This window comes from Zooshikella sp. RANM57, from assembly GCF_050749885.1.
GTDB lineage: Bacteria > Pseudomonadota > Gammaproteobacteria > Pseudomonadales > Zooshikellaceae > Zooshikella.
In genome coordinates, this window is record NZ_JBOIUB010000012.1 from 92,988 (window position 1) to 115,166 (window position 22,179).

Sequence of the window (22,179 nt, forward strand, 5' to 3'; positions counted from 1 at the left end):
AAATTTATCTTTAGCAAGACATATCACAGTATCCTGTATGTCATTAGCATCTAAAATAACTCATCTATTAACAAAAATTGATACAAAATACATACATAAACAGTTATCTACTGTTTAATGCTTTACACCCTTCATGATCATTTTTAGGGTCCGTGAAGGGTATATCTACAGGTATCAATAAAAAACTGTACCAGGAGAATATCACTCTCACATTGATATTCTCCTTAATCTTTGTTAACAGGGCTTTAGCTCTTTCTATTATTCCATTCTTTCTTTAACTCAACCTTAAATACACCAAACTCCCAGTCACTGTTAGGTGTAAAGTGCTGTATAACCCCATCTGCATCAACATAATCAAAATACTCATAGTGATGAATATCATTGCTATCATACATATAGCATTGAATAGTCGCACACATTTCTCCTTCGGGATTAGCATTATGTAACTTATGTGTTTGAAACTGACGACTATTCAACCAAGTAACTTCACCTTCAGCCAGCTCGCAAAAATCATAGGGCTCACTTTCATAGACACTTAACCCCCTATACCAGTTACACTGTATGCTACCATGCAAAACTTTTATAATGGCATTACAATCTGAATGATTATGAATGGGTGAATAATGCCCACCAGGCCAGATTTCTAAAACAAATGGTACACCTGGGGAGTTTCCTTTATTGACTCCCACTGTAACACGTAAGTAAGTTTCATTTGGATCTGCATGTCCAAATTCACCTTCTTTGTCCTTTAATTTTTCATAAAGCATACACCCTTTAGTGATAATACTGTAATTAATAGCATCAGCAAAATCAGGGAAATCAGGAGTATTAAGAGTTATCCTTTGACCTGCAACATTACCATATAAAACACCACACTCTTCAGACAAGTTATTTATCACTGTAGAGGTGCCTTGATCTAACATATCTAAAGATATTTTTTCAGTAGAAATAACAACTGGAGGTAAATCAACCGTTACTGGAAACTTCCAAAAACTAGACTTTATCATTGATAACATTTCTTGAGTAAAGTCACCTGTAAGAGATATAAACTTTAGTTTCTCAATATAGGCATAAGCGTCTTCTTCTGGCTCCTCATTCTTTGGTAATTTCGCTTCAAAGACTACCAATTTTTGTAACATATAACCTTTACCAAATCTTAATAATCGGTTTTCTTTATCGATACTTAACCAATAGGTTTGAACATGGTTGGTATCTAAAAAAGCATCTTCATCATTTGGTTTTTCTATTCTTGCAATAACGGCATCAGGATCATCACTTAAATTTTTCTTAAACAACGTTTGATCCGTTCCAATCTCTAAACAAATGACAGGCTCATCAGCTCCCAATATAGCAGTGTTTTCACTTAAAACGATGCCAAAGGTAGACCTAGCCTGAAAAGAAAAAGCTACTGTTCCCTGTCCTCTAATAATAAGTTCTTGATGAGATAAAAAAATCGGATAAGGTGTCAGCTTGATTGCTGACATTAATATTGCATCAGGCCCTTGCAACAAACGACCTGAAAAAAGTCCTTCACCACTTAGATCAAGATCATAAAAGTATTCATCTTTAAAATTCTTTACTTTACTCATCATTTCAATCCTTTGAAAGGCTAGATACAAGATGTCGTTATAAAACAGCTACTAATAAGTAACATTAGTTATTGGGTGATATAAACACAAGTAAATCGCCAAGAATAACTCTCTGCTTCTGCAAATCAGGCCTGTTAAAACTAGATTGAACCCACTCTAGGTGTATACTTATCCAAATAGAAATAACGATTAACAAACCATGCGTATTACCTGCCGTAATTTATTAACCAAGTATTCATTTCTATCATTCTTGCTCATTCTGAGTAGCCTAGCTATTTCTTCTAACCAACAACCCCTTGTTTTTGCTGCCCCCACTGATCATCCTCTTATTCCTGTTGGAGAAAGAATATTACAGTCAGCTTATTCTCCACTGAATGTGACTATTCAAGTACGCCAACTTCCACCAATGAGGGCATTGTCTATGTCTAATCAAGGAGAATTAGATGGCTCTTTAGGACGAGTGAAAGGGATAGATCAAACCTATAAAAATTTGCTTATGATACCAATACCCTTATGTTACATAGAATTTATGGCTTTTAGTTACAGATCAGTCAAAATCCCTAATGGGTGGCAAGATGTAAAACCATATCATATAGGTATATTAAAAGGTGGACTATATATTGAGAATAAAACGCATCAATATAATAAAGAACTATTCAATACCCCTTTACAACTATTACGTGTAGTTTCGCAATCACGTATTGAACTTGGTATTTTAGGAAAAGTCGAAGCCTTAAAAGCACTCAAACAACTTGATAACAGCAATATAAAAATAGTCAATCCCACCCTAGACCAAGTTGCCATATACCATTATTTGCACAAAAAACATGCAAAATTAAAACCTTTCATTACAAAATCCTTACTGACAATGCAAAAAAATGGTACCTTAAAAAAAACCTATGATCAATTTATAAACTCTTTGATGAGTCAATAAAAATTGTCAACCAATAACCTCTTTAAGGCACCTCCCCAGAACTAAATTTACCCCTTTCAAAGTCTTTCCAAAATTTATCATATTCTCCAGTCTTTTTTATTTCTTCCAGCCCCTTATTAAACAACGCTAAAAATTCTATATTTTTATCGATTTTCTTAGAAAAAATAAGATAATAATTCCATTGTTCATAGTTCTGTGTATATCGAATTTGACTGCGTTGTTGCTTTGTCAATTGTGTATACATAATATTCAGTCCAACAGCTTTATTCTCATCCAATGCATCAAAACGCTTAGCAAGCAACATTCGAAAAGTACTAACTTTATCTGCACCAATAGTGTATTTAATCAAACCTTGCTGCTCTGCTTTTTTTAATAATTCACCTTTAGCAGAACCTCGTGAAAGACCAATAGTGATATTCTTTAGTTTATACAGAGACTCTCTATCAGCAGACCATGCTAACGGTCTATCCTTTAAGAAAAATAGTACTGACTCACCTGAATAAACTACATCTGAAAAATAACAATCTTTAGCTCGTTCTTCTGTTTTACCCCAAATTGCTGAGGCGTGCCACTCACCTTGCTGTACATACTTATACGATCTTGACCAAGGATAAAATCCATACACTACCTGTATGTCATATTTAGAAAATATTTCCGTAATAATGTGAGGAACTACTCCATAACCAGGAAGTTTCTTTCCAATAAAAGGTTGCCACTCCCCAATGGTTATTTTGACTTCTATTGAATATGTATATGAGCTGTTAAATAGTGCTAATAGCACAACAAGTAACGACGCTCCTGGTATAAATTTTGTCATGAACTACTCATTAAAAAATATTACCTTTATAGTCAAGATACATTTTGAGTAGTATAGCCTTAACCCGGTTTTTATACCCTAATTTGATGAAGCCTTAACCATTTGTGTGTGACAGTTTAATGGCATTGGTTTACAGTAAAGATAGCCTTGCAAATCATCACACCCTGCCGCAATTAATTGCTCAGCTTGCACTTTATGCTCAATGCCCTCAACAGTCACTTTAAAACCTTGGTGCTTTAAATATTTTATCAATGAGATCACCATTGCACAGCGACGATTATCAACCATCATATCAACCAAAGTTTTATCTACTTTGATAGTATCAATAGGATAATTCAATAATTGAACAAGAGAAGTGTAGCCTGCCCCAAAGTCATCAATCGCCAGTGATACCCCAATATTTCTGAGCAGCGCTAAATTTTTTTCAACCTTTCCGATATCACTTATTTCAAATGTCTCAGTAATCTCTAATTGAATGACTGAGAGGTTTACCTGACTTTCAGAAAAAACCGTGGCTAATTTATCAATAAAGTGTGTTGAACTAAGATGCGCGGATGAAATATTAATCGCTATCTTGAGATCCATACCATACAGCGCTTGTAATTTCGGAATATCTTTTATCACTTGCCCAATCACCCAAAAGTCTATTGTTTCAAAATAACCACGACTTTCAGCAATAGGAATGAATTCAGCAGGAGAAACAAAACCAAGCACCGTGGATTGCCAACGCAATAATGCTTCAACGCCAGAAACCGTTAGTTTTTTGGCACAATAAATAGGCATATAAAATACTTCAAACTCAGTAAAATCTCTCTTCTTAAGCTCTGTTTCAATTTCTTTATCCCTTCGAGCCTGAATAGCTAACTCCTGAGAATAAAATGCATATTGGTTTTTCCCTGCGTGTTTTGCTTGATACATTGCACTATCAGCATTAGAAATCAGTTCTGCAGGGGTTGAACCATCATCAGGATATACGGCAATACCTATACTGGCTGAAACAGGAAAGTGGCCCGCCTCGCAGTCAAAACCACCCTCAAATAACTTTAATATTCTTTCTGCAACTTTATAAAGTACTGCATCTTTATCAAAGTCATGTAACAGTACAGCAAACTCATCTCCAGCTAATCTCGCTAAATCATGATCATTAACATTAATAACAAGATCTGTCGTGCGTACTGATAACTGTAAACGCTCAGCAAATGTCTTAAGCAAAATATCACCCGCTTCATGACCAAACTTATCATTCACGAACTTGAAGTTATCTAAATCAATATAAAGCAGTGCCACTTTCTTTACTTTCCTATGTGCCCGATTAATGACGCGTTCCAAGCACTGAGTAAATGTTCTACGGTTAAATAACTTTGTCAACGCATCTCGTTCAGCCATTTCCTTAGTCACTTCATATACTTTATGAAGCTGCTCATAGACACGAACAAAAGCACGGCTCAAGCTACCGACTTCATCCTGACTATCATAAGCATTAGGTTTATCTTTATTTCCCTCTAATACATTCGTCAAATCATTCTCAAGCACCTCTATCGGGCTGGTAATATAACGTTTAATTAAAAATATCAACATTACATACGAACATAATGTTAATATCATAAATGACAACAGCATTCGCGTCTCAAGCGCTTGCAACTGGTTGGATATTTCTTCATCACTGACAGCAAGTACAATACTGCCTAAATTTGGGATTTTATAGTCAACTGAAATCAACGCATTAGTCGCTTTAGTTTTTTTGTTATCTACTCCAGATATAAATGTTTCACTATTTTGCTCTTTTCTCAGGGTCTCTCGCAGAGCATCAAAATCAGTAGCATCAAATGCCATTACCACAGCGATAGATTGTTCCCATTCCTTCATTAAAGGCCTGCGTTGTGTATACCTATCAATAAAGTGGATGTAGAGTAGCCTGGTTTTATTATTCTTACTTAGTAAATATCTATTACTAATAATTTTCTCTTGGCGCATTTTTTTTACTATGATGGGAATATCAGGATCAATTTTACTGAAGGGATCACCACTATTTTCATAGTAAAATTCAATACTGTTATCTGGAAAAAAAATCGCTAATGATATGTAATGAAAATTAATTTCATCCAAGTCTTGAATAGTTGTTTCTAAGTTACCTTCAACCGCAAGTGCTTTAAAGCGTTTATCTTCCACATTTAAATATTGTCGAATTTCAGCACTTCTTACCAGCGATGGGAAATAAGTATCAGCAAAACTAAGATACCTATTCATACTATCAGCTAGCTGATTAAGTTGTAACCTGGCTTGACTTGAAAGAAAATCAATCAATGATTTTTTTTGCACCTGATAAATACCTATAAACGTAATCAGGTAGCTCAATACTAAAACAGGAAGAATTAATACTCTAACACGTCTACTTAGTCTCATGCTCTTTGCTCAATGCCCGCATGATTCGATTTCGCTGGCTCATGTTCTTATCTGATATAATTCTATAAGGCTCACTCCGATCCAATACACTTTGCTCAGGATAAATACTTTTATCATTTTTTACTTCATTAGGTAATAGTGCAATTGCGGCATTATTCGTCGTTGAATACCCTATATCCTCTGCATTCTTTGCAGCGTTCTCAGCATTATTAAGAAAATTAATAAATGCTAATGCTTGTTTTTTCTTTTCCGAATGACTCAATACAGAAAAACAATCTATCCACAGTGATGTGCCTTCCTCCGGCACAACATACCGCCAACTGTCTTTTCCTGTTACATCGTTTAAAGTATGTTGATCACCACTATAGCCAATCGCCATATATAACGCGTCATCATCAGGCTTTGCACTAATATAGCTAATGACATAGTCATAGGTTAGTACTGCAGTAAGTTGATTTCTAAGCAACTGATAAGCAGCCTTAAGATGATCTGTATTCTCACTGTATATAGAATAACCACTCAATTTTAATGCAGGAATTAATGTATCAGTAAAGTCTTCATGCATACCAATGTGACCAATCAGCTCAGCCTCAGGTTCAATCAGTGCTCGCCATGATACAGGTTTAGTTTCGACCTTATCTGCTCTATAAACAATACCCACTGTGCCCCAAAAATAGGGAACACCAAAATTACCACAACTTTGAATCCAACGTTTCTGAATATTAACTAAGTTACTCACTTCTGAACGTGTAATTGATAGTAGTTTATTATTTTTACCAAATAATTGAGCAGAAATACTATCAATTACAACTAAGTCAAATTGCTTGCCAACCTCACTCGCCAATACTTCATCACGCATTTCATCAGTATCATAAAATATTTGGTGTATCTTCCACCCAGTTTCTTTTTCCCACTGTTCAATAACCTGAGAAGATAAATATTCCTGCCAGTTAAAAATAACTAACTCTTCTGCTGATACTGCAGTCACTGTTAACATTAGAAAAAGTATTGAAGTAAGTACGCTGTGCATGAAAAACCTCAAGACATAAAACATCTTATTAGAAGAGAGTTTAGTCCTGTTCAGGCTAGCCTTAAAGGCGAATTAGTTACGCTTTATTCACGAATTACTATTCAGAAACTTGATTAGAAAATTTCACAGGCTAACAAATCTGGAATCGAGAGGGAGTGACAAGCTGTTAAAGCAAAGATAAGAAGAATGCATATCCCCCTGGCTTATAATTCTTCTCAGCTACCAGAGGGAAAGATATAATATTAACTTATTTTACGGTTAGCAAAAAATGAAGGTTTTTTAGTCGCCACAAAGACAAGAACCACAATCAGTAAAATATTTAACGCACCAAATATAGCCTCTTTCATTAATGCATCATCAAATAGCTCAATCTTATTCTCGCTCAAAAAAACGACAGAATCGTCTATTGCAGGATAAATAAACAAGTAGGTATTAAGTGCAATTATTACAAAACCAATCAACTTCACCCATAACCATCGTTGACTCGGCTTCCCCATCAGTAATATGCCAGTAATCCCTGTTACAAGCATGGCAGGTATTGTCAATAACTTAGTGCCAACAAATACAAACTGACGGTTCAATGTTAAAGCATGAGCATCACCTTCTGGAATAAATGCTCCCGCAAAAATATACGTAATAATACTTCCTAAAAATACGGCTAAAGCAATTAAGTGAATAGTTTTCAGCAATGATCTCATACAAGCTCCATATTTTTATTTATCCCTGTGTATAGGGCATTTTTAGTTATTTTATAACACTTAAAAGTGATTCATAATCAATATTAATAAGAAACCAATTTACTACTTACTACAAATCTTCCACAACAATAGCGGGCTTCTTTTAGCCAGAGATAAACTAAAAATCATATCCGCAATTTTGGGTAACCACGTTAACCAATAAGGTTTCCTACCCACGTAGACAACTTGATAAATCAGAGATTTATATAACTTCATCTTTAGCTTACTTGGCTCTATTTTAAGCCCTACACCTGCAGCTTTAAGCACCGCTTCCTTACCTGACCAAAGTGTTAGGATATCTTGAACAGAGGGCTTAGGGTAACTAACCAATAATTCAAGATGCGACGTTCGTTCATGTAGTGCTTGCAAATAAGGCCGTTTTTTGCTCTGAACCATATCCACCCCAACCGCTATAGGTGACACACTTATTAGCACACCCTGAGGACAATGACTTATACTAAAGCCCATTTTTATCCCTGGCGCATAAAGTTCTCCCAAAGATGTTCTTTTAAACTGCAAACAACTCACAGGTATTCCCAAAACACTCGACAGTATTTCCTGCAACCAACGATGAGCCTCTCTACTTTGACTTTCACGATCTAGATTGTCATAGGGTATATACACAACATGCGTTGCATAAGCAAAATGTTTTAGACAAGTATTTAGTTTCTCTAAATTAACATTACACCATGGCGATTCATTCATTGATCACTATATATACCCTTTGTCGTATGGTATTCCAACTCTTTATCGTTAACTTAACCATTATTGATGATTATATTTACCACCAAAAATAATGCGTATTAAATAATACTCGCTAACCAATTTGCGGCCTTTGGTAAATAATCATGAAAATAATGCTGACACACGTGTGCTTCATTAGGATACTCTATCATGGTAACGTTTTGTTCACCTACCCAATCCTTAACTAACTGGCAGTTACTTATTGGGAATACTGCATCATTTCCCCCATGTATACAGAGTACAGGGCACTTGGGGTTAACTTTTCCAGCAAGTGTTAATTTATCATCAGCCAGCGACGCCATCTCTTGGTCATCCGCTGCATGAAAAACATATCGAAAATCGTGACGCACCCGAGGATTAATATCTAAATAGTTACTGACGTCAAAAGCACCTGATAAATTAATTGCAGCTTTTATTTCCGGAAAGGAAGATGCACAACGTAATGATAAATATCCTCCAAAGCTAACACCAAAAACACCTAATCTATTTCGATCAACAGCCTGATGTTGACGGAGTGTGTCAAGGACAGTGCCAAATACATTTTCAAATTCAATAGGCATGGCCGTCTGTCCGAGTAACTCTCCTTGTCCTGGCCCATCAAAAATAAAACAACTAATGCCTTCGCGCAAGAAGTGTTTACAAAAAGCATACAACTCAACTTCTTTAGCTGAATCAAGTCCATTAAGTAATATCACACATGGAGATGGCTGATCTTTTTTGGCATGTAACAAATAACCAGGCAATACTTGTTGTGAATAACGAAGTTCTAGTCGTTCACATGAATAAGACAGATTGGGTAAGGCATGCAGAAAACTATCAGTCACTTTTGCGCGAACCTGTTCTTTTTTTACGGGGTCAGCGAAAAACATAAACTCAGCCCAGTGATAGGCCGCCGCAGCTTTTAAATAAATCGTTGCAGCTGTTTTATGATGACATTCTTTGGCCATATTCACTAATTGGTTACCATGTGTATTCCAAGCATCGAACCATTGCGGCCAAAATTTTTCAGCTTCTCTACTCGGTGATGCGGTAATTTTTTTACTCACATCAATTATTTCTCCCCATTCTGTTCCGCCAAACATAATACGCGGTAAAAAATAATATAACTCAGAAAACTGTTGAGAGGTCATCATGCTCATGGTATTACCACTTGTATAGTCAATTGACCAAGCTACTCATTTTTCTCACATTGTCGTTTCATGAAACGTCATTAATCAGTCATGATTAGCATTAGGTCAAAGCAAACTAAACCTAAAAAAATTAAATAAATAAAGGAATTAACTGCTGTTGCTTCACATCGTCAACAAGTTCATGCTTCTGGATTTTACCATTACGCCCACGAGGAAATGGCTTATCGTAAATATAAGCATATTTCGGATGTTTTAATGGGCTTAACACAGCCGCTAAATGTTGTTGGATTTTGGGTAGCAGTGATAATACATTCTGGGTAGAACGCATAAATACCAAAGGAACTTCACCGTGTTCATTATCATGCCATGCAGCAACGGCCACATCATCAAGCAGATTTAAACTAAGGATTGTTTCCTCTATTTCTCGGGTATACACGGTAAACCCATCGGCTAACAACACAATGTCCCGTAGACGTCCCTTTAACTGCAAAAATCCCTCTGTCGTCAACACCCCCATATCACCTGTTTTTAACCAGCCTTGCTGAATAATTTCCTCATTGGCGACTGGCTTATGGCGTCCAGCATCCCAATATCCCAGCATGTTACCTGGTGACTGCACCCAAATTTCACCCACTTGTCCAGGTAACGAAGGTTTACCCGCTCGATCAGTCAGCTTGAGTGTAACCCCATTTGCAGGCTTACCCACTGTACCTCTGCCTTGGTCATGCTCATCATTTGCTAACCAGCAAAAAGGCCCTGCAGTTTCTGTCAATCCATAACCTTGTAACCATCGACAAGAAAGAATCCGTTGTGCTCGTTGTAAAAGCATTGGGTCTATTGGTGCACAACCATAGGCTATTAACTCTAATGCAGAAAGATTTCTGGATTCAAGCTCAGGGTCTTTGAGCGCTTCTGCGAGATAAAACGGCGGCAACATCATATGGCTAATGCCACATTCTGCAGCGACTGCAAAAACTTGCTGATCATCTGGCACATCATTAATAACCAAACAAGCACCCTGACTTAAGCCGGCCAGCATTAACAGCTGCCCTTTTAAATCAAAAATACTGTCGTCTAATAAAATCCGCGCTTGAGCATGTACTTGCATAGCTTTCGCGACAGACTTACCTTGTGCACAAAGCCGATGGTCAGATAAGCAAACGCCTTTAGGTTGTCCTGTTGTACCACTGGTATACGCTTGCACTAACACAAAATCAGCTGTCTGTTCCGTGTTAAAAGTGCTTTCTAAGTGTGCCTCTTGATTTTCTATTGTTGGTAAATTCAACCGACGCTGTCGAGGAAAGACTACATCTGTACTGTTTACATCTTCAATTAACCAATCAGCAGTTGCATCACTTATAATCGCATTTAGTTCATGCTGTTTAGCTTTAATTAATCCCTCAAGATAAATTAATGTTAAACCCAAATAGCTCGCAGCCAGTTCAAGTACAATAAGTTGATAGGTATCAGATGTGGTCACTAGCAACCGCTGTTGCGAACAAACATTGTGTGATTGCAGCCAATGTATTCGTTCATGAACCTGATTAAGCAGGCTTTGATAAGAAACAGACCGATCCATTGAGCATATTGCAGTATGATTAGCATAGGTTTCTGCAGCAATTTTTACCTGCTGGTAGATGCTCGACATGGCAAATACTCCCTAAGCAGCCTGACTGAGTCTTAGCTCAACCGCCTCAACAATATCATTAATAACAACCCAGTCCTTAAAAGGAACATTTTTCAGGCTAACATCCATCGCCTTTTCCAAGGCCACCATAATACAAACCAACTCGGTAGAATCTAATAGCAACTCATTTTCCAGATTAGTATGTTCTTTTAATTCACTGACAGGCATATCAAGGTATTCTGCAAGTGTCGTATAAATAGCTTTAACTGTTTCATTAGACATTTTTTATCCCCTAAAAAGTGACGAATTAATTTTGTATTTTTACTGAAGTGAAGATAATGCCAGCGTGGCAGCAGAGCCTCTCAAACCACGGCTATTTATTAAAATCCGAGATAATGGCTTTTCTTCAGCCTGCTGAATGAGCTGTTGATTTACTAATATTGATGCAGCTGAACATTGGGCGGTTGGTAGTATCATCTGCTTTTCTATCATCAATGCACCTAACGCAATATCCAATGCGCCAGCAGCACCAAATAATTGTCCTACTGACGCTTTGGGCGCTGTAACATGGGTATGCTGACTGAGTACCCACTGAATGACTTCTGTTTCTTGTTGATCCTGAAGTACCTGAGCTGCGCCATCAGCAATCAGCAGATCCACGGGACACCCTCCTGCTGCAGCCAACATCGTTTGCTCCAATCCTTTTCCTGAGCACGTTGGATCATTACGCATACTCCAACGTTTTATTTGAGCATAAGGTACTTTTCCTCTTGCCTGAGCGTGTTCCACTGATTCCAATAGCAAAAATACTGCACCTTCTCCAGGCACCATCCCATTAGCTTGTTTATCGAACGGTGCATAGTGGCCAGTAGGGCTAATTCCCTCTGGTGCACCTTGTAATGCAGCTAAAATAAAATCGGTATTAATCGCTTCACAACCACCTGCTAACGCACAATCTAATTTACCCTGAGCAATTAAATTAGCGGCCATACCAACACTAATAAGACTGCTTGCCCGATCAGCCATTATCGTTTTACTGAATCCTTTTAAACCATATTGCAGAGAAATTTGTCCTTGCACCGCAGCAGGAAACCAGGCTGTCGCTTGAAAAGGACTGACATCACGTGACGTTCCTTCGGACTTATGTAAATGTCTAAGCTCACGCTCGGTAAAAGCCCAACCACCAAAACAATTACCGACTAAAACCCCCATTCGCTGACGATCCACTGTCTCAGGGACTAAATCTGCATCCTGCAAAGCACGCTCTGCCGCGATCAAACCAAAGTGGGAGAATGAATCGATTTTACGAATTTGTCGTTTTGACAAACCCGAAAAAAGCTGGTGATCATCAATGGCAGCCACATGACCTTGCAAATCTTCATTAAATTGCCCACAGGCTTGTGGTGTCAGTGCTTTTACCCACAGTGCTTGTTTGTCATCACAATCTGGAACCAATATACCCAGCCCCGTCACTACTACTTCATTATTCATCGACAAATCCCTCTAATCCTCAATACGCTTCAGCACAACAGCACTGTGAATACCTGAAAAGCCACTGGCCGTTTTCAATACGTAATTCATTGCAGCAGCACGCCCCTGGTTCGCAACATAATCTAGAGGACAATCAGGGTCTGGGGTTTGATAGTTAATGGTGGGAGGAACTTGTTGATGAACCAGACTTAATACCGCTGCCACCATTTCAATGGCATTGGCGGCAGACAGTGCATGGCCATTCATTGATTTCAATGAGCAAACAGGAATGTGTCTAGCATGCTCCCCCATCAGTTTTAACAGGGCTTGAGACTCATTCACATCATTTTGAGGCGTAGAGCTGCCATGAGCATTAACATGGTCAATTTGATCAGGCGTTATATCAGCATCTTCAAGTGCTAATGACATACTGCGTAACAGTTCTTCACCATCAGCAGGCAAATCCGTCATGTGATAAGCATTACAGGTCGAACCGAAACCACACAGCTCAGCTAAAATAGGAGCCCCTCTACGACATGCATGCTCATATTCCTCCAGAACTAAAATGCCACAGCCTTCCCCCAGGACAAACCCATCTCTATTTTTATCAAAAGGACGAGAAGCTTCGGTGGGTGATTCATTATGGCTACTGCTGAGTGCCCCAATAATATCAAAGGCCGCCATCGTTATTGGCGTAAGCGGTGCTTCTGTTGCACCTGCAATCATCACATCAGCTTGATTATTACGAATACAGTCCAACGCAAACCCTAAGGCATCCAAACCTGCGGTGCAGCCTGTCGCGAGCGAAGCGGTAGGCCCACACAGTTGGTATTGAGCGGCCACTTCAGTCGAAGCGCTATTAAAGCCAATATGAGGATACAAGTGGCGATCAACGCGATTGTAATCAATCGGTTTACTGGCATGATCGGTATAACGCAGGAAAGCTTGCTCCATATAGCCAGTACCGGCAATGGCCGTCGCAATGGACACGCCCATCAACTCAACAGGGATCGCTCCAGCGTGTAAACCTGCCATAGACATAGCCATCTTACTGGCTGCTAATGCAAATAAAACGTGCCGATCCAAACGTTGACCTTGTTCCTCACTTATTTCCCAGTCAGAGGGCATAAATCCTTTTACGATACCTGCAATTTTGGCTTCCAGTCCTTCAGTATCAAACTGACTGACCACATCAACACCTGAAACACCCTGCATACAGTTTTGCCAAAACTGTTCAGTGCCAAGACCATTCGGAGCAATAACTCCAAGTCCGGTTACCACCACGCGTCTTTGGTTTGGGTTTGGTTTTGGTTTTGATTTTTGTTGCTTCATCGTGATTGCCACCTTAGTAATTCCCCAGCCCACCACACACATTCAATGCTTGAGCTGTCACGCCTTTCGCTAAAGGAGAAGTCAGATAAGCAACCATGGCAGCCACTTCTTCAGGCTCAATATAACGACCAATAGGAACACGCTCCTCAATACGCCGCTTAGCTTCAGCCTCATCGACCTGCCAGAGTCGTGCATAATTAGTGCGAACCTGTTTTGCCATATCGGTTTCAACAAAGCCGGGGCAAACAGCATTCACCGTAATACCACTGCCATTACGCGCTAATTCCAAACCGAGTGCTTTAGTAAAACCAACCATACCGTGCTTGGATGCACTGTAAGGTGCACCATGAATAACGCCTTGTTTACCTCCTGTACTGGCGATATTGATAATATTGCTACCTGCAGACATGTTGCCGTGATTAAGTACCGCATGCGTGACATAGAACATACTGTTTAAGTTGGTATTAATTACATCACGCCATAAATCCGTAGACAGGTTTTGGGTAATACCGCCACCTCCTCGTCCTGCACAATTGACTAATACATCAATACGACCAAAGTGCTCAGCAGCCTGTTTAACCATAGCATTAACAGCATGCTCATCCGTTACATCACAACGTATCGTTAAAACCTCACAGCCTTTTTTAGTAAGCTCACTCGCTAGTGTGTGTAAGCCTGCTTGCTCTCTCGCCACTAAAACACAATTCATGCCGTCTTCTGCTAAACGCTGGCTTATTGCAGCGCCAATACCTCGACTGGCACCAGTAATTAATGCTGTTTTTTTTGCCATGGTTTATATCCACCATAATGCTTTTTTTAAGTTATATGCCATTCGTATTTGGTAAACAGAAAGTCCAAAATACTCATCGCGAAGGGTTTAGTTTTCTTTTGAGAGTTCAGCCAGCTTTTGCTGAATAGCATGCATTGTGCCCAAGCTATTATTATTAATGGCTTGGGCAACTAACTGTTTGGCTTCTGCAGGTGTTTTATTTAATGATTGCCAGTGTTCAGGATTAAGCACAACGTCATGCCAAGAAATTATTTTTACGCCAACTGCCGTGTCTTCTAACGTCCAGCTACCAACATGTTTTTTAAGGGGTAAAGGTGGTGTTGGTTGGAAATAATTCACCGCGTGATCGGCACAACGACGAATGGTTCTAATCACTTCGTCTCCACCATTAACCTGCACGGTCATCGTGAAAATTTGGTGTTCCCCATCGTTATATTCCATATCAACCTGAGTACAATGAGGTAATAAAGCAGGCCAGTATTCTGCTTCACGCAATAATTGAAAAATAATATCCTTATCACCTTCCACTACAAGTTCTTCTGCAAACTCATGATGCCACGCTTGTTGTTCCAAACATTTTTTAATTGCCAGTAATTCTCGATCACTGTTGGCATCAATAGTTTTTTGCATAAACTGTTCAGCCTCTAGCGTTGAATTAACACCTTCAACCAAGCCACTGATATTCTCTTTGATTGAAAACTCATGCCATAGCTCAATACGACAGGTATCATCCGTTAATGCAATAAAACACCACTTACCTTTCATATCATTCACTAAAGGCATTGGCTTAGCCTGTTGGAAAGTAATTTCCAGCTTTTGATCATCTAAAGTACGCATTGACTGCCAGCAAAATAACCGATCATTACCCCAAGCTGTGAGACGAATTTGCTGTTGATTACCGTCTTGTTCAACAACTTCTGATTTTAAGCAAGGTGCAAAATAAGTAGACCAGTTTGCCACTTGACTACAAAAATAAAATGCCTCACGAGCAGGACAATTAACTTCAATTTCATGCTTAAGCTGCATGACAGTTCACCTCTTCATCTAGAATTGCAACGACCCGACACCATGCGGCATCTGCTTTTTCAAGTTTTATCGGAAAACAACTTACCTTGAATTTTTTATCAATAGGTAATTGGTCTAAATTAGCAAGTCGTTCTAATTGACAATATTCTTTTTCACGACCTAGCATATGTGCTGGCCATAGCACTGATTTATTTCCAGTTTCAAGGTAGTGAGTCACCATATCAGCAAACGGAGGGTCAAAACTAAAACTATCAATACCAATAACTTTGACGCCTTGGCTAATTAACCAATCTGTGGCTTCTCGACTAATACCTCTAAATTTCGAATAATAGTGTGGCGTACCTTGGTATTTATCCGCTCCAGTATGAAAAAATACAATATCATTCGCTTCAACTCTTAAGTTTTGCAGCGTTATTGCCTGCATCATTTCTGAAAGTGAAATTGCGCCTCGTTTAACATCATGACTGACAGCAATTACCAACCCTTGTCCATAACACCACTCTAAAGGAATATCGGTAATGGTCTTTTGTGGTTGCCCCTGCTGATTAACATCACCATAGTGATAGGGTGCATCCATATGTGTCCCTGTATGGGTACTCAGGTGATAAAACATCAGTGATAAGCCTTTATGATCTGGGAAATCTTTATGGTTCATCCCCCAACCACAGCGCCACTTAAGCCACTCCCAACAACGTGACATCCAATTTTTACTATTGAGATACACCAATGCCGAACCTAACCGATCAGCACCACGCTTATGATCTATCACTTTACGTTTAACAGGATCTGGCTCCCAATAATCAGGGTCAATTGCTACACTCAAGTCGACAAGTTTCGGCATTTGTTTTTTCCCACAAACTGTATTCAATAAGCTGACCATCAACCATTTTTAATACACGATCAGCATCACTGAAATAAGTCTCATCATGCGTAATGGCAATAATCGTACGCCCTTCCTTTTTTAATGCTGGTAATAATTCTTTATAAAAATATCGACGGAATGAAGGGTCTTGATCAGCAGCAAACTCATCAAGTAATAATAATTGCTCCCCACTGACCAATGCTTGTAATAACGCTAATCGTTTCATTTGTCCCTGGGATAATTTTACTTGACTCAAACGACCTTGTTGGTAACTCACTTTTTCATTTAACTTAAGTTGAGATAATCGTTGATTAACTATTTCTACATCAGCTATCTCACCTTTCTCATCAATAACCCTTTCAAAAATGTATGGAGAGGGCCTTACCAAAGCACAGCTTAGCATATCGTCTTTATGTAAAATTTTATTACCTAACTGACGCTGTCCTGAACTTAAAGGATATAACCCACTTAACATTTTTATTAAGGTTGATTTTCCGGCACCATTCCCACCCACAATAAAGACCAACTGTCCCGGCGATAACTGCAAATCCATCAACCCAATCCGTCGTTCTTCATTAGGATATTGATATGCTGCTTTCGTCAAATACACCTTATCATTTAATGAATAATGAGCCCCCTTTTGGGCAGGAAGTGTTGCTAGTGGTAAAACCCGCTTCAAGCTGATAACACTCTCAATCGCTTTTGGAATATACTCCAGCACAGTGGTAATAGGACTTATTAAAAATAATGTCGCTAAAATAAAGCCCGATTGATGATCTTGTCCTTGTTCACCAAAAAACCATTCAGGTATCCATAAAAGTGATAAGAGCAACGTTAAGGTAATACAGTGTCCCCAGTTAAGATTAAAGGCATCCAGCCAGGCTATTTTTAACCGTTTACGGCGAATAGCTAATAATGTATTTGATAAACTTTTGTTCATCAGCCAGTGCTGACGTGCCGCACTGAGCTTTACCTCCATTGCACCGTTAAATAGTTCATGATAAAGCAGATGCAAATGATCAATTTTTTCTCTCACATTTTGCAGATGACCACTCACATAATGATTCATTAAAAATGCAACACACACCGCTATTAACAAGAAAAATGAGTAATGTAACAGACCTGTCAGTGACTGTATTGAAAAATATATTAATACACCCAGTATAATTAAAAAATTCAGTAGTAACTCAGGAATAATGCGCATACCTTGCTGTAGCACATCCATGTCTCGCGTTAATGCCGCATAAGCACGCGCCCCACCAATTTTTTCCATTAATGCATAATTACAATCGTTCAAACTTTTCGTTAATTGGTAATGAATATTGAAACTAAAATATTCACTTAAAATATCAAGCAACAGTTTAGTTAAAAAACCTGAACCAAAAACCAGCAGCACTAATAGAAAGCCACTTTCTATATTTACTGCTTCGGCATTATTGATAGAATCACTTATTAATGAAAGAAAACTAACTTCAGCAAACGTAAATATTGCACCACAAAGTATTGAAACAATAGCCATCCAGCTATATTTTGACAGGCTTTTAACAACCCATTTCACCCCTACCCCCTTTTTACCACACTGGGAGACATTGACTATTTGAAAGCACCCATGTACCCACATGATTCAGCCACAAATAATCATTTATGTGTACCAAAGTAACGCTTCGATTATGTAATTAACAAACCATAAAATGATTAGGTTGTATGTAACAGTGCAGGCATTAGAAAAAATTTTTATGATGACGTCAATTAGACTAAAGTATAGACTTTGTGAATCTGAACGCGATGAGTCACTCTCACGAGAGTTAGACGGGAAACCTATAGCAAACCCCATTCAAACCTTATACGCTGTACAAGTAGCAATGAAATGAATTACCTTGCCCATACTGTATTATCTAAAAAAGACATCGATTATCAACTGGGAAATTTACTGGCTGACCCACTCAAAGGAAAAGCATGGGCGGGATGCAGCCCGTCACATCTCGATGGTATACAAATGCATGGTTGGATTGATTCATTCACTGATACCAATCAACATGTAAGGAGAGCAAAAACTAGACTTGGTACAAAAGGTTATCTTAAAGGAGTGGTAATCGATATTACGTTTGATCACTTATTAATTAAACACTGGAAACATTTCATAAATACTGACATTAATAAATTTATTCATACATTTCATATTAATTCGCTCAAGCAATTAGATACCCTGCCGAAACAAGCTGCCGATTTTATTAAGCGAATTATTGCTCATAATGTTCTCTCAAGTTACGAAGATTATTCTGGCTTAGTTTCCGCACTTCAGCGTATAGATCATCGGCTATCGCCAAGAATACTCGCTAAAGAAACAGCATCAAGCTACTTGCCTTTAATAGCCTCAAATTTGGAATCAATCGAAGAAGATTTTCTGCTCTTCTTTCCTGAATTAGCCCATTATTTTATTGATAAAAGCAGCTCAACAGCGCATGAACGATGGCTAAAATAAACCTGTTCCTCATCACTTAATCTGTTACAATGCGCCCCACGAAAGCCTCAATACATTCTCATGAGAACCTCTTTCACACAGACATTACCAATCATTGTCGTAGTAAAGGTTAAAGACAACGCTTTAATGCTGACAACATCCCCTTGTGTTCAGTGGATACAAAAATGACACGTGAAGGGTACAACCTCAAGAGATGCAATGACAGGCAACAACAGAATTCAGGTATTACTTAATGCACCACACCGCTTTTAGCAACCTTAAGCTGCAGCCAGCTTTACTTAAAAACCTGGCGACTCTCAATTACCAAACCATGACGCCTATCCAGCAGCAAAGTCTACCTGCCATTTTGCAAGGACAAGATGTTATTGCCCAAGGTAAAACAGGATCAGGCAAGACAGCAGCTTTTGCCCTCGGTTTGCTAAACAAGCTTGATGTTAAGCACTTCAGAATACAGTCTCTGGTACTGTGCCCAACAAGAGAGCTGGCAGATCAAGTCGCCAAGGAGCTTCGTAAGCTAGCCCGTGCTATCCACAATATCAAGGTACTCACATTGTGTGGTGGTATGCCTTTTGGCCCCCAAATCGGTTCACTTGAACATGGCGCCCACATCATCGTTGGCACACCAGGCCGTATAGAAGAACATTTACGTAAAGGCACTTTGCAACTCAATCACTTAAACACACTGGTTTTAGACGAAGCAGACCGCATGTTGGACATGGGCTTTCAAGATGCCCTTGATGCAATTATTGATAAAATGCCTCGCCAACGACAAACACTGTTATTCAGTGCAACATACCCCGACCAGATACAAGCTATTGCTGGTCGGATCATGCATCACCCATTAATGGTGCAAGCCACAACCACCGACAGCAATACAAAAATCAAGCAATATTTTTATAAACTTGACAATAATAAACAGCGTGATACCGCACTACGCCTGGCGCTTATAAAATTCTCACCTGTATCTGCTGTTGTTTTCTGCAGTACTAAACAAGCAACACAAGAAGTTGCAGAAGAGTTACGTCAACATGGCTTCAGCGCTTTAGCATTACATGGCGATTTAGAGCAAAAAGCGCGCGACCAAATTCTTGTACGGTTTGCGAATCAAAGTACTACAATCCTAGTCGCAACTGATGTAGCGGCCCGAGGTTTGGATATTGACTCTGTTGATGTTGTTATCAACTATCATGTTGCCAAGGACCCTGAAGTACATGTTCACCGCATCGGGCGAACGGGTAGAGCTGGCAGCAAAGGTACAGCCTGTACCCTTTATAGTGAAAGTGAACAGCACAAGATAGCAAAAATAGAAGACATGCTGAACGCATTCATCCAACCAGAACCACTACCCTCTTTTAGCCTATTAGAAAAGCAGTCTGACAAACCACCCATGGTTACATTACAAATAGATGGTGGAAAAAAACAAAAAGTAAGACCAGGAGATATTCTTGGTGCATTAACAGGTAAAAATGGTATTGCCGGAAAACAAGTCGGTAAAATTCATATTTTTGATAACTGTGCCTACGTAGCAGTATCTCGGGAAGCGAGCAAACCAGCCTTAAAGAAACTATCTGAAGGAAAATTAAAAGGTCGTTCTTTTCGAGTCAGGAGAATTAGAGGCACATAATTATGTGCCTTTATCCTTGGGCCTTAATAGCTTTACAAAGTAATTCATTATAATTGAAACTTTTCCCTTCACAATTTATTCAATATTTTCAGAGATCTCCCTGTTGTAAGCAGACATCAGCTTGATTATTATTTGTCCAGCACATACAGGGAGGTGTGGCATTATGGACAAAGGTATTTTTTTCCTCATAAAGTTTGGTGAAAGTGAGTTTATGGAAAAACTTCATCATGAAGGTGAAATGCTTTTACAACAGCTAAAAATGTTTAGAAAACCCATATACAACACCCAACGCCGAGATATTTACGAAGGGTTTACACATATAGTACAACGCAATCTCCCATCAATAACAATAAATAATAACGTTATTAAAAATCATTATACCCCCATTATATTTAATACCCGACTTGACAATCCCTACATTTATTGCATGTGCGCAATTACCCATACACATTTCAGCCGTGACAATAAACCACTTATAGATAATGCATGTTTCGAACTTGGAGATACTGCTGTCATTATCAAAAATACCTTTTTATTTCTAGATAAAATCAAAAATTACTGTAACCAAAACAAGTATCAAATAGATAGCGGCCACATAAAGTATATTGATTTCAATAAACATCACGGCAAACTTAGCTTATTTACCAAATCCAAAGACTATGAGCATCAAAGTGAATACCGTCTAACAGTCAAAACACATAGTTCACAAAATACCTCACTCAAAATCAAGCTTGGTAATTTAGCAAAAGAAGGGCACTCTATTATTTGTAAAAGTTATGAAATAGAAAAACAACTTAGGCAGTTTTTTTCTTATACAGCACACTAAATAGGGTTATGTTATATTGATTATAGAGGTTAAGCTGTAATCACATCATACTGATATGCTAAATTCTATTATAAATGTTCATAAAAATAAAAACATCAAAAAAAACTGTAGTACTTATTGCATAAATAATTCACTTTAAGTTAAGCATAGTACCAACATAACAGGCTGAACGAAACAAGATCTAGAGCATTGAAATAGCAGAACCTTAATAGCCTGCCTTATCTTATTTAGATTAGGTATTTTCTGGCACAAATACATATGCCACAAACGCACAGACAACCATGACAATACCCAGCAAAGAAGGCTCTAGCTTGAAAAACGAGTTTTTCGCTCTTTCCCACTTTTTTGCGCGATTGCCATAGTGATTGGTAAGGTCATAAACAGATATTGATTCGCTATTTGACTCATTGAGCCACTCCCGTATAGCTCTATAACGCACAACATATTTGTACCAATATTGCTGCCTCATCATCCCTTCAAGCACCCAATATAGAACCGCAGCTAAAACTGCGAGAAACGTAATTCTAGGATCTTTAATAGTAAAGGCCAAACCTATTGCGCCAGCCCATATAGTGATAAACCAATTTCTATTTCTAAATATTAAGTCGTCATACTTATCAAATGTGCCTTGTAGAAGCCCCATTTCAACCTTAAGTATTTCAAGCCTTTCTTTTGAATCTGGACGCATTTTTAATCCCATTATTCATGCTTAACGTAAAACGATCCTAAGAAAACAAAAACACAGCATTTCCCCAA

At 38.5% G+C, this 22,179-nt stretch carries 20 protein-coding genes; 4 read left to right on the forward strand and 16 right to left on the reverse strand.

Annotation, left to right across the window (positions count from 1 at the left end):
* Nucleotides 1-245 precede the first annotated feature (245 nt).
* The gene (locus ACQ96U_RS21270; RefSeq protein WP_431723283.1) at nucleotides 246-1,592 is read right to left on the reverse strand and encodes a hypothetical protein; all 1,347 of its coding nucleotides are present in this window, start codon (nucleotides 1,590-1,592) and stop codon (nucleotides 246-248) included.
* Nucleotides 1,593-1,788: 196 nt separating this feature from the next.
* Between ACQ96U_RS21270 and ACQ96U_RS21275 the strand changes: the two genes are divergently transcribed.
* Nucleotides 1,789-2,523 (forward strand): substrate-binding periplasmic protein, encoded by a 735-nt coding sequence (locus ACQ96U_RS21275; protein ID WP_431723284.1) that lies wholly within the window; start codon nucleotides 1,789-1,791, stop codon nucleotides 2,521-2,523.
* A gap of 22 nt (nucleotides 2,524-2,545) precedes the next feature.
* On the opposite strand, the gene ACQ96U_RS21280 is transcribed toward ACQ96U_RS21275, so the two are convergent.
* The 14 genes from ACQ96U_RS21280 to ACQ96U_RS21345 all read right to left on the reverse strand — a co-directional run bounded on the left by ACQ96U_RS21280 (nucleotide 2,546) and on the right by ACQ96U_RS21345 (nucleotide 18,049).
* The gene (locus ACQ96U_RS21280; protein WP_431723285.1) at nucleotides 2,546-3,340 is read right to left on the reverse strand and encodes a substrate-binding periplasmic protein; all 795 of its coding nucleotides are present in this window, start codon (nucleotides 3,338-3,340) and stop codon (nucleotides 2,546-2,548) included.
* A 78-nt stretch (nucleotides 3,341-3,418) separates the two neighbouring features.
* Complete coding sequence (locus ACQ96U_RS21285) at nucleotides 3,419-5,743, reverse strand: EAL domain-containing protein (protein WP_431723286.1); 2,325 nt, start codon at nucleotides 5,741-5,743, stop codon at nucleotides 3,419-3,421.
* Nucleotides 5,730-6,773, reverse strand: coding sequence for a polyamine ABC transporter substrate-binding protein (locus tag ACQ96U_RS21290; RefSeq protein WP_431723287.1), 1,044 nt, complete (start codon nucleotides 6,771-6,773; stop codon nucleotides 5,730-5,732). Before ACQ96U_RS21290 ends, ACQ96U_RS21285 begins: the two co-directional genes overlap by 14 nt.
* A 242-nt stretch (nucleotides 6,774-7,015) precedes the next feature.
* A complete protein-coding gene (locus ACQ96U_RS21295; protein ID WP_431723288.1) occupies nucleotides 7,016-7,471 on the reverse strand; it encodes a hypothetical protein in 456 nt (151 codons plus the stop codon).
* A gap of 102 nt (nucleotides 7,472-7,573) precedes the next feature.
* Nucleotides 7,574-8,215: a 4'-phosphopantetheinyl transferase family protein gene (locus ACQ96U_RS21300; RefSeq protein ID WP_431723289.1), complete on the reverse strand. Its 642-nt coding sequence runs from the start codon at nucleotides 8,213-8,215 to the stop codon at nucleotides 7,574-7,576.
* A 98-nt stretch (nucleotides 8,216-8,313) separates the two neighbouring features.
* On the reverse strand, nucleotides 8,314-9,393 hold the full coding sequence (locus ACQ96U_RS21305; RefSeq protein WP_431723290.1) for an alpha/beta hydrolase family protein: 1,080 nt from the start codon (nucleotides 9,391-9,393) through the stop codon (nucleotides 8,314-8,316).
* Between the two features lie 121 nt (nucleotides 9,394-9,514).
* Nucleotides 9,515-11,032, reverse strand: a complete 1,518-nt coding sequence (locus ACQ96U_RS21310) for a class I adenylate-forming enzyme family protein (RefSeq protein ID WP_431723291.1) — start codon at nucleotides 11,030-11,032, stop codon at nucleotides 9,515-9,517.
* A 12-nt stretch (nucleotides 11,033-11,044) separates the two neighbouring features.
* Complete coding sequence (locus tag ACQ96U_RS21315; RefSeq protein WP_431723292.1) at nucleotides 11,045-11,293, reverse strand: acyl carrier protein; 249 nt, start codon at nucleotides 11,291-11,293, stop codon at nucleotides 11,045-11,047.
* Between the two features lie 39 nt (nucleotides 11,294-11,332).
* Nucleotides 11,333-12,502 (reverse strand): beta-ketoacyl-[acyl-carrier-protein] synthase family protein, encoded by a 1,170-nt coding sequence (locus ACQ96U_RS21320; protein ID WP_431723293.1) that lies wholly within the window; start codon nucleotides 12,500-12,502, stop codon nucleotides 11,333-11,335.
* A 12-nt stretch (nucleotides 12,503-12,514) separates the two neighbouring features.
* A complete protein-coding gene (locus ACQ96U_RS21325) occupies nucleotides 12,515-13,813 on the reverse strand; it encodes a beta-ketoacyl-[acyl-carrier-protein] synthase family protein (protein WP_431723294.1) in 1,299 nt (432 codons plus the stop codon).
* Between the two features lie 13 nt (nucleotides 13,814-13,826).
* A complete protein-coding gene (locus tag ACQ96U_RS21330; RefSeq protein ID WP_431723295.1) occupies nucleotides 13,827-14,603 on the reverse strand; it encodes an SDR family NAD(P)-dependent oxidoreductase in 777 nt (258 codons plus the stop codon).
* Between the two features lie 87 nt (nucleotides 14,604-14,690).
* Complete coding sequence (locus tag ACQ96U_RS21335) at nucleotides 14,691-15,629, reverse strand: aromatase/cyclase (RefSeq protein WP_431723296.1); 939 nt, start codon at nucleotides 15,627-15,629, stop codon at nucleotides 14,691-14,693.
* Complete coding sequence (locus tag ACQ96U_RS21340) at nucleotides 15,619-16,470, reverse strand: cyclase family protein (protein WP_431723297.1); 852 nt, start codon at nucleotides 16,468-16,470, stop codon at nucleotides 15,619-15,621. Before ACQ96U_RS21340 ends, ACQ96U_RS21335 begins: the two co-directional genes overlap by 11 nt.
* A complete protein-coding gene (locus ACQ96U_RS21345) occupies nucleotides 16,436-18,049 on the reverse strand; it encodes an ATP-binding cassette domain-containing protein (RefSeq protein ID WP_431723298.1) in 1,614 nt (537 codons plus the stop codon). The genes ACQ96U_RS21340 and ACQ96U_RS21345 overlap by 35 nt, the downstream gene beginning before the upstream one ends.
* Nucleotides 18,050-18,358: 309 nt before the next feature.
* Between ACQ96U_RS21345 and ACQ96U_RS21350 the strand changes: the two genes are divergently transcribed.
* The 3 genes from ACQ96U_RS21350 to ACQ96U_RS21360 all read left to right on the forward strand — a co-directional run bounded on the left by ACQ96U_RS21350 (nucleotide 18,359) and on the right by ACQ96U_RS21360 (nucleotide 21,423).
* Entirely contained in the window at nucleotides 18,359-18,973 is a 615-nt protein-coding gene (locus tag ACQ96U_RS21350) for an ACP phosphodiesterase (protein WP_431723299.1), read from the forward strand.
* A 232-nt stretch (nucleotides 18,974-19,205) separates the two neighbouring features.
* Nucleotides 19,206-20,597 carry an ATP-dependent RNA helicase DbpA gene (dbpA, locus tag ACQ96U_RS21355; protein ID WP_431723300.1) on the forward strand — a complete coding sequence of 464 codons (1,392 nt, stop codon included), beginning with the start codon at nucleotides 19,206-19,208 and terminating at the stop codon, nucleotides 20,595-20,597.
* A 163-nt stretch (nucleotides 20,598-20,760) separates the two neighbouring features.
* Nucleotides 20,761-21,423 carry a hypothetical protein gene (locus ACQ96U_RS21360; protein ID WP_431723301.1) on the forward strand — a complete coding sequence of 221 codons (663 nt, stop codon included), beginning with the start codon at nucleotides 20,761-20,763 and terminating at the stop codon, nucleotides 21,421-21,423.
* A 232-nt stretch (nucleotides 21,424-21,655) separates the two neighbouring features.
* On the opposite strand, the gene ACQ96U_RS21365 is transcribed toward ACQ96U_RS21360, so the two are convergent.
* The gene (locus ACQ96U_RS21365; RefSeq protein ID WP_431723302.1) at nucleotides 21,656-22,123 is read right to left on the reverse strand and encodes a hypothetical protein; all 468 of its coding nucleotides are present in this window, start codon (nucleotides 22,121-22,123) and stop codon (nucleotides 21,656-21,658) included.
* Between the last annotated feature and the right edge of the window lie 56 nt (nucleotides 22,124-22,179).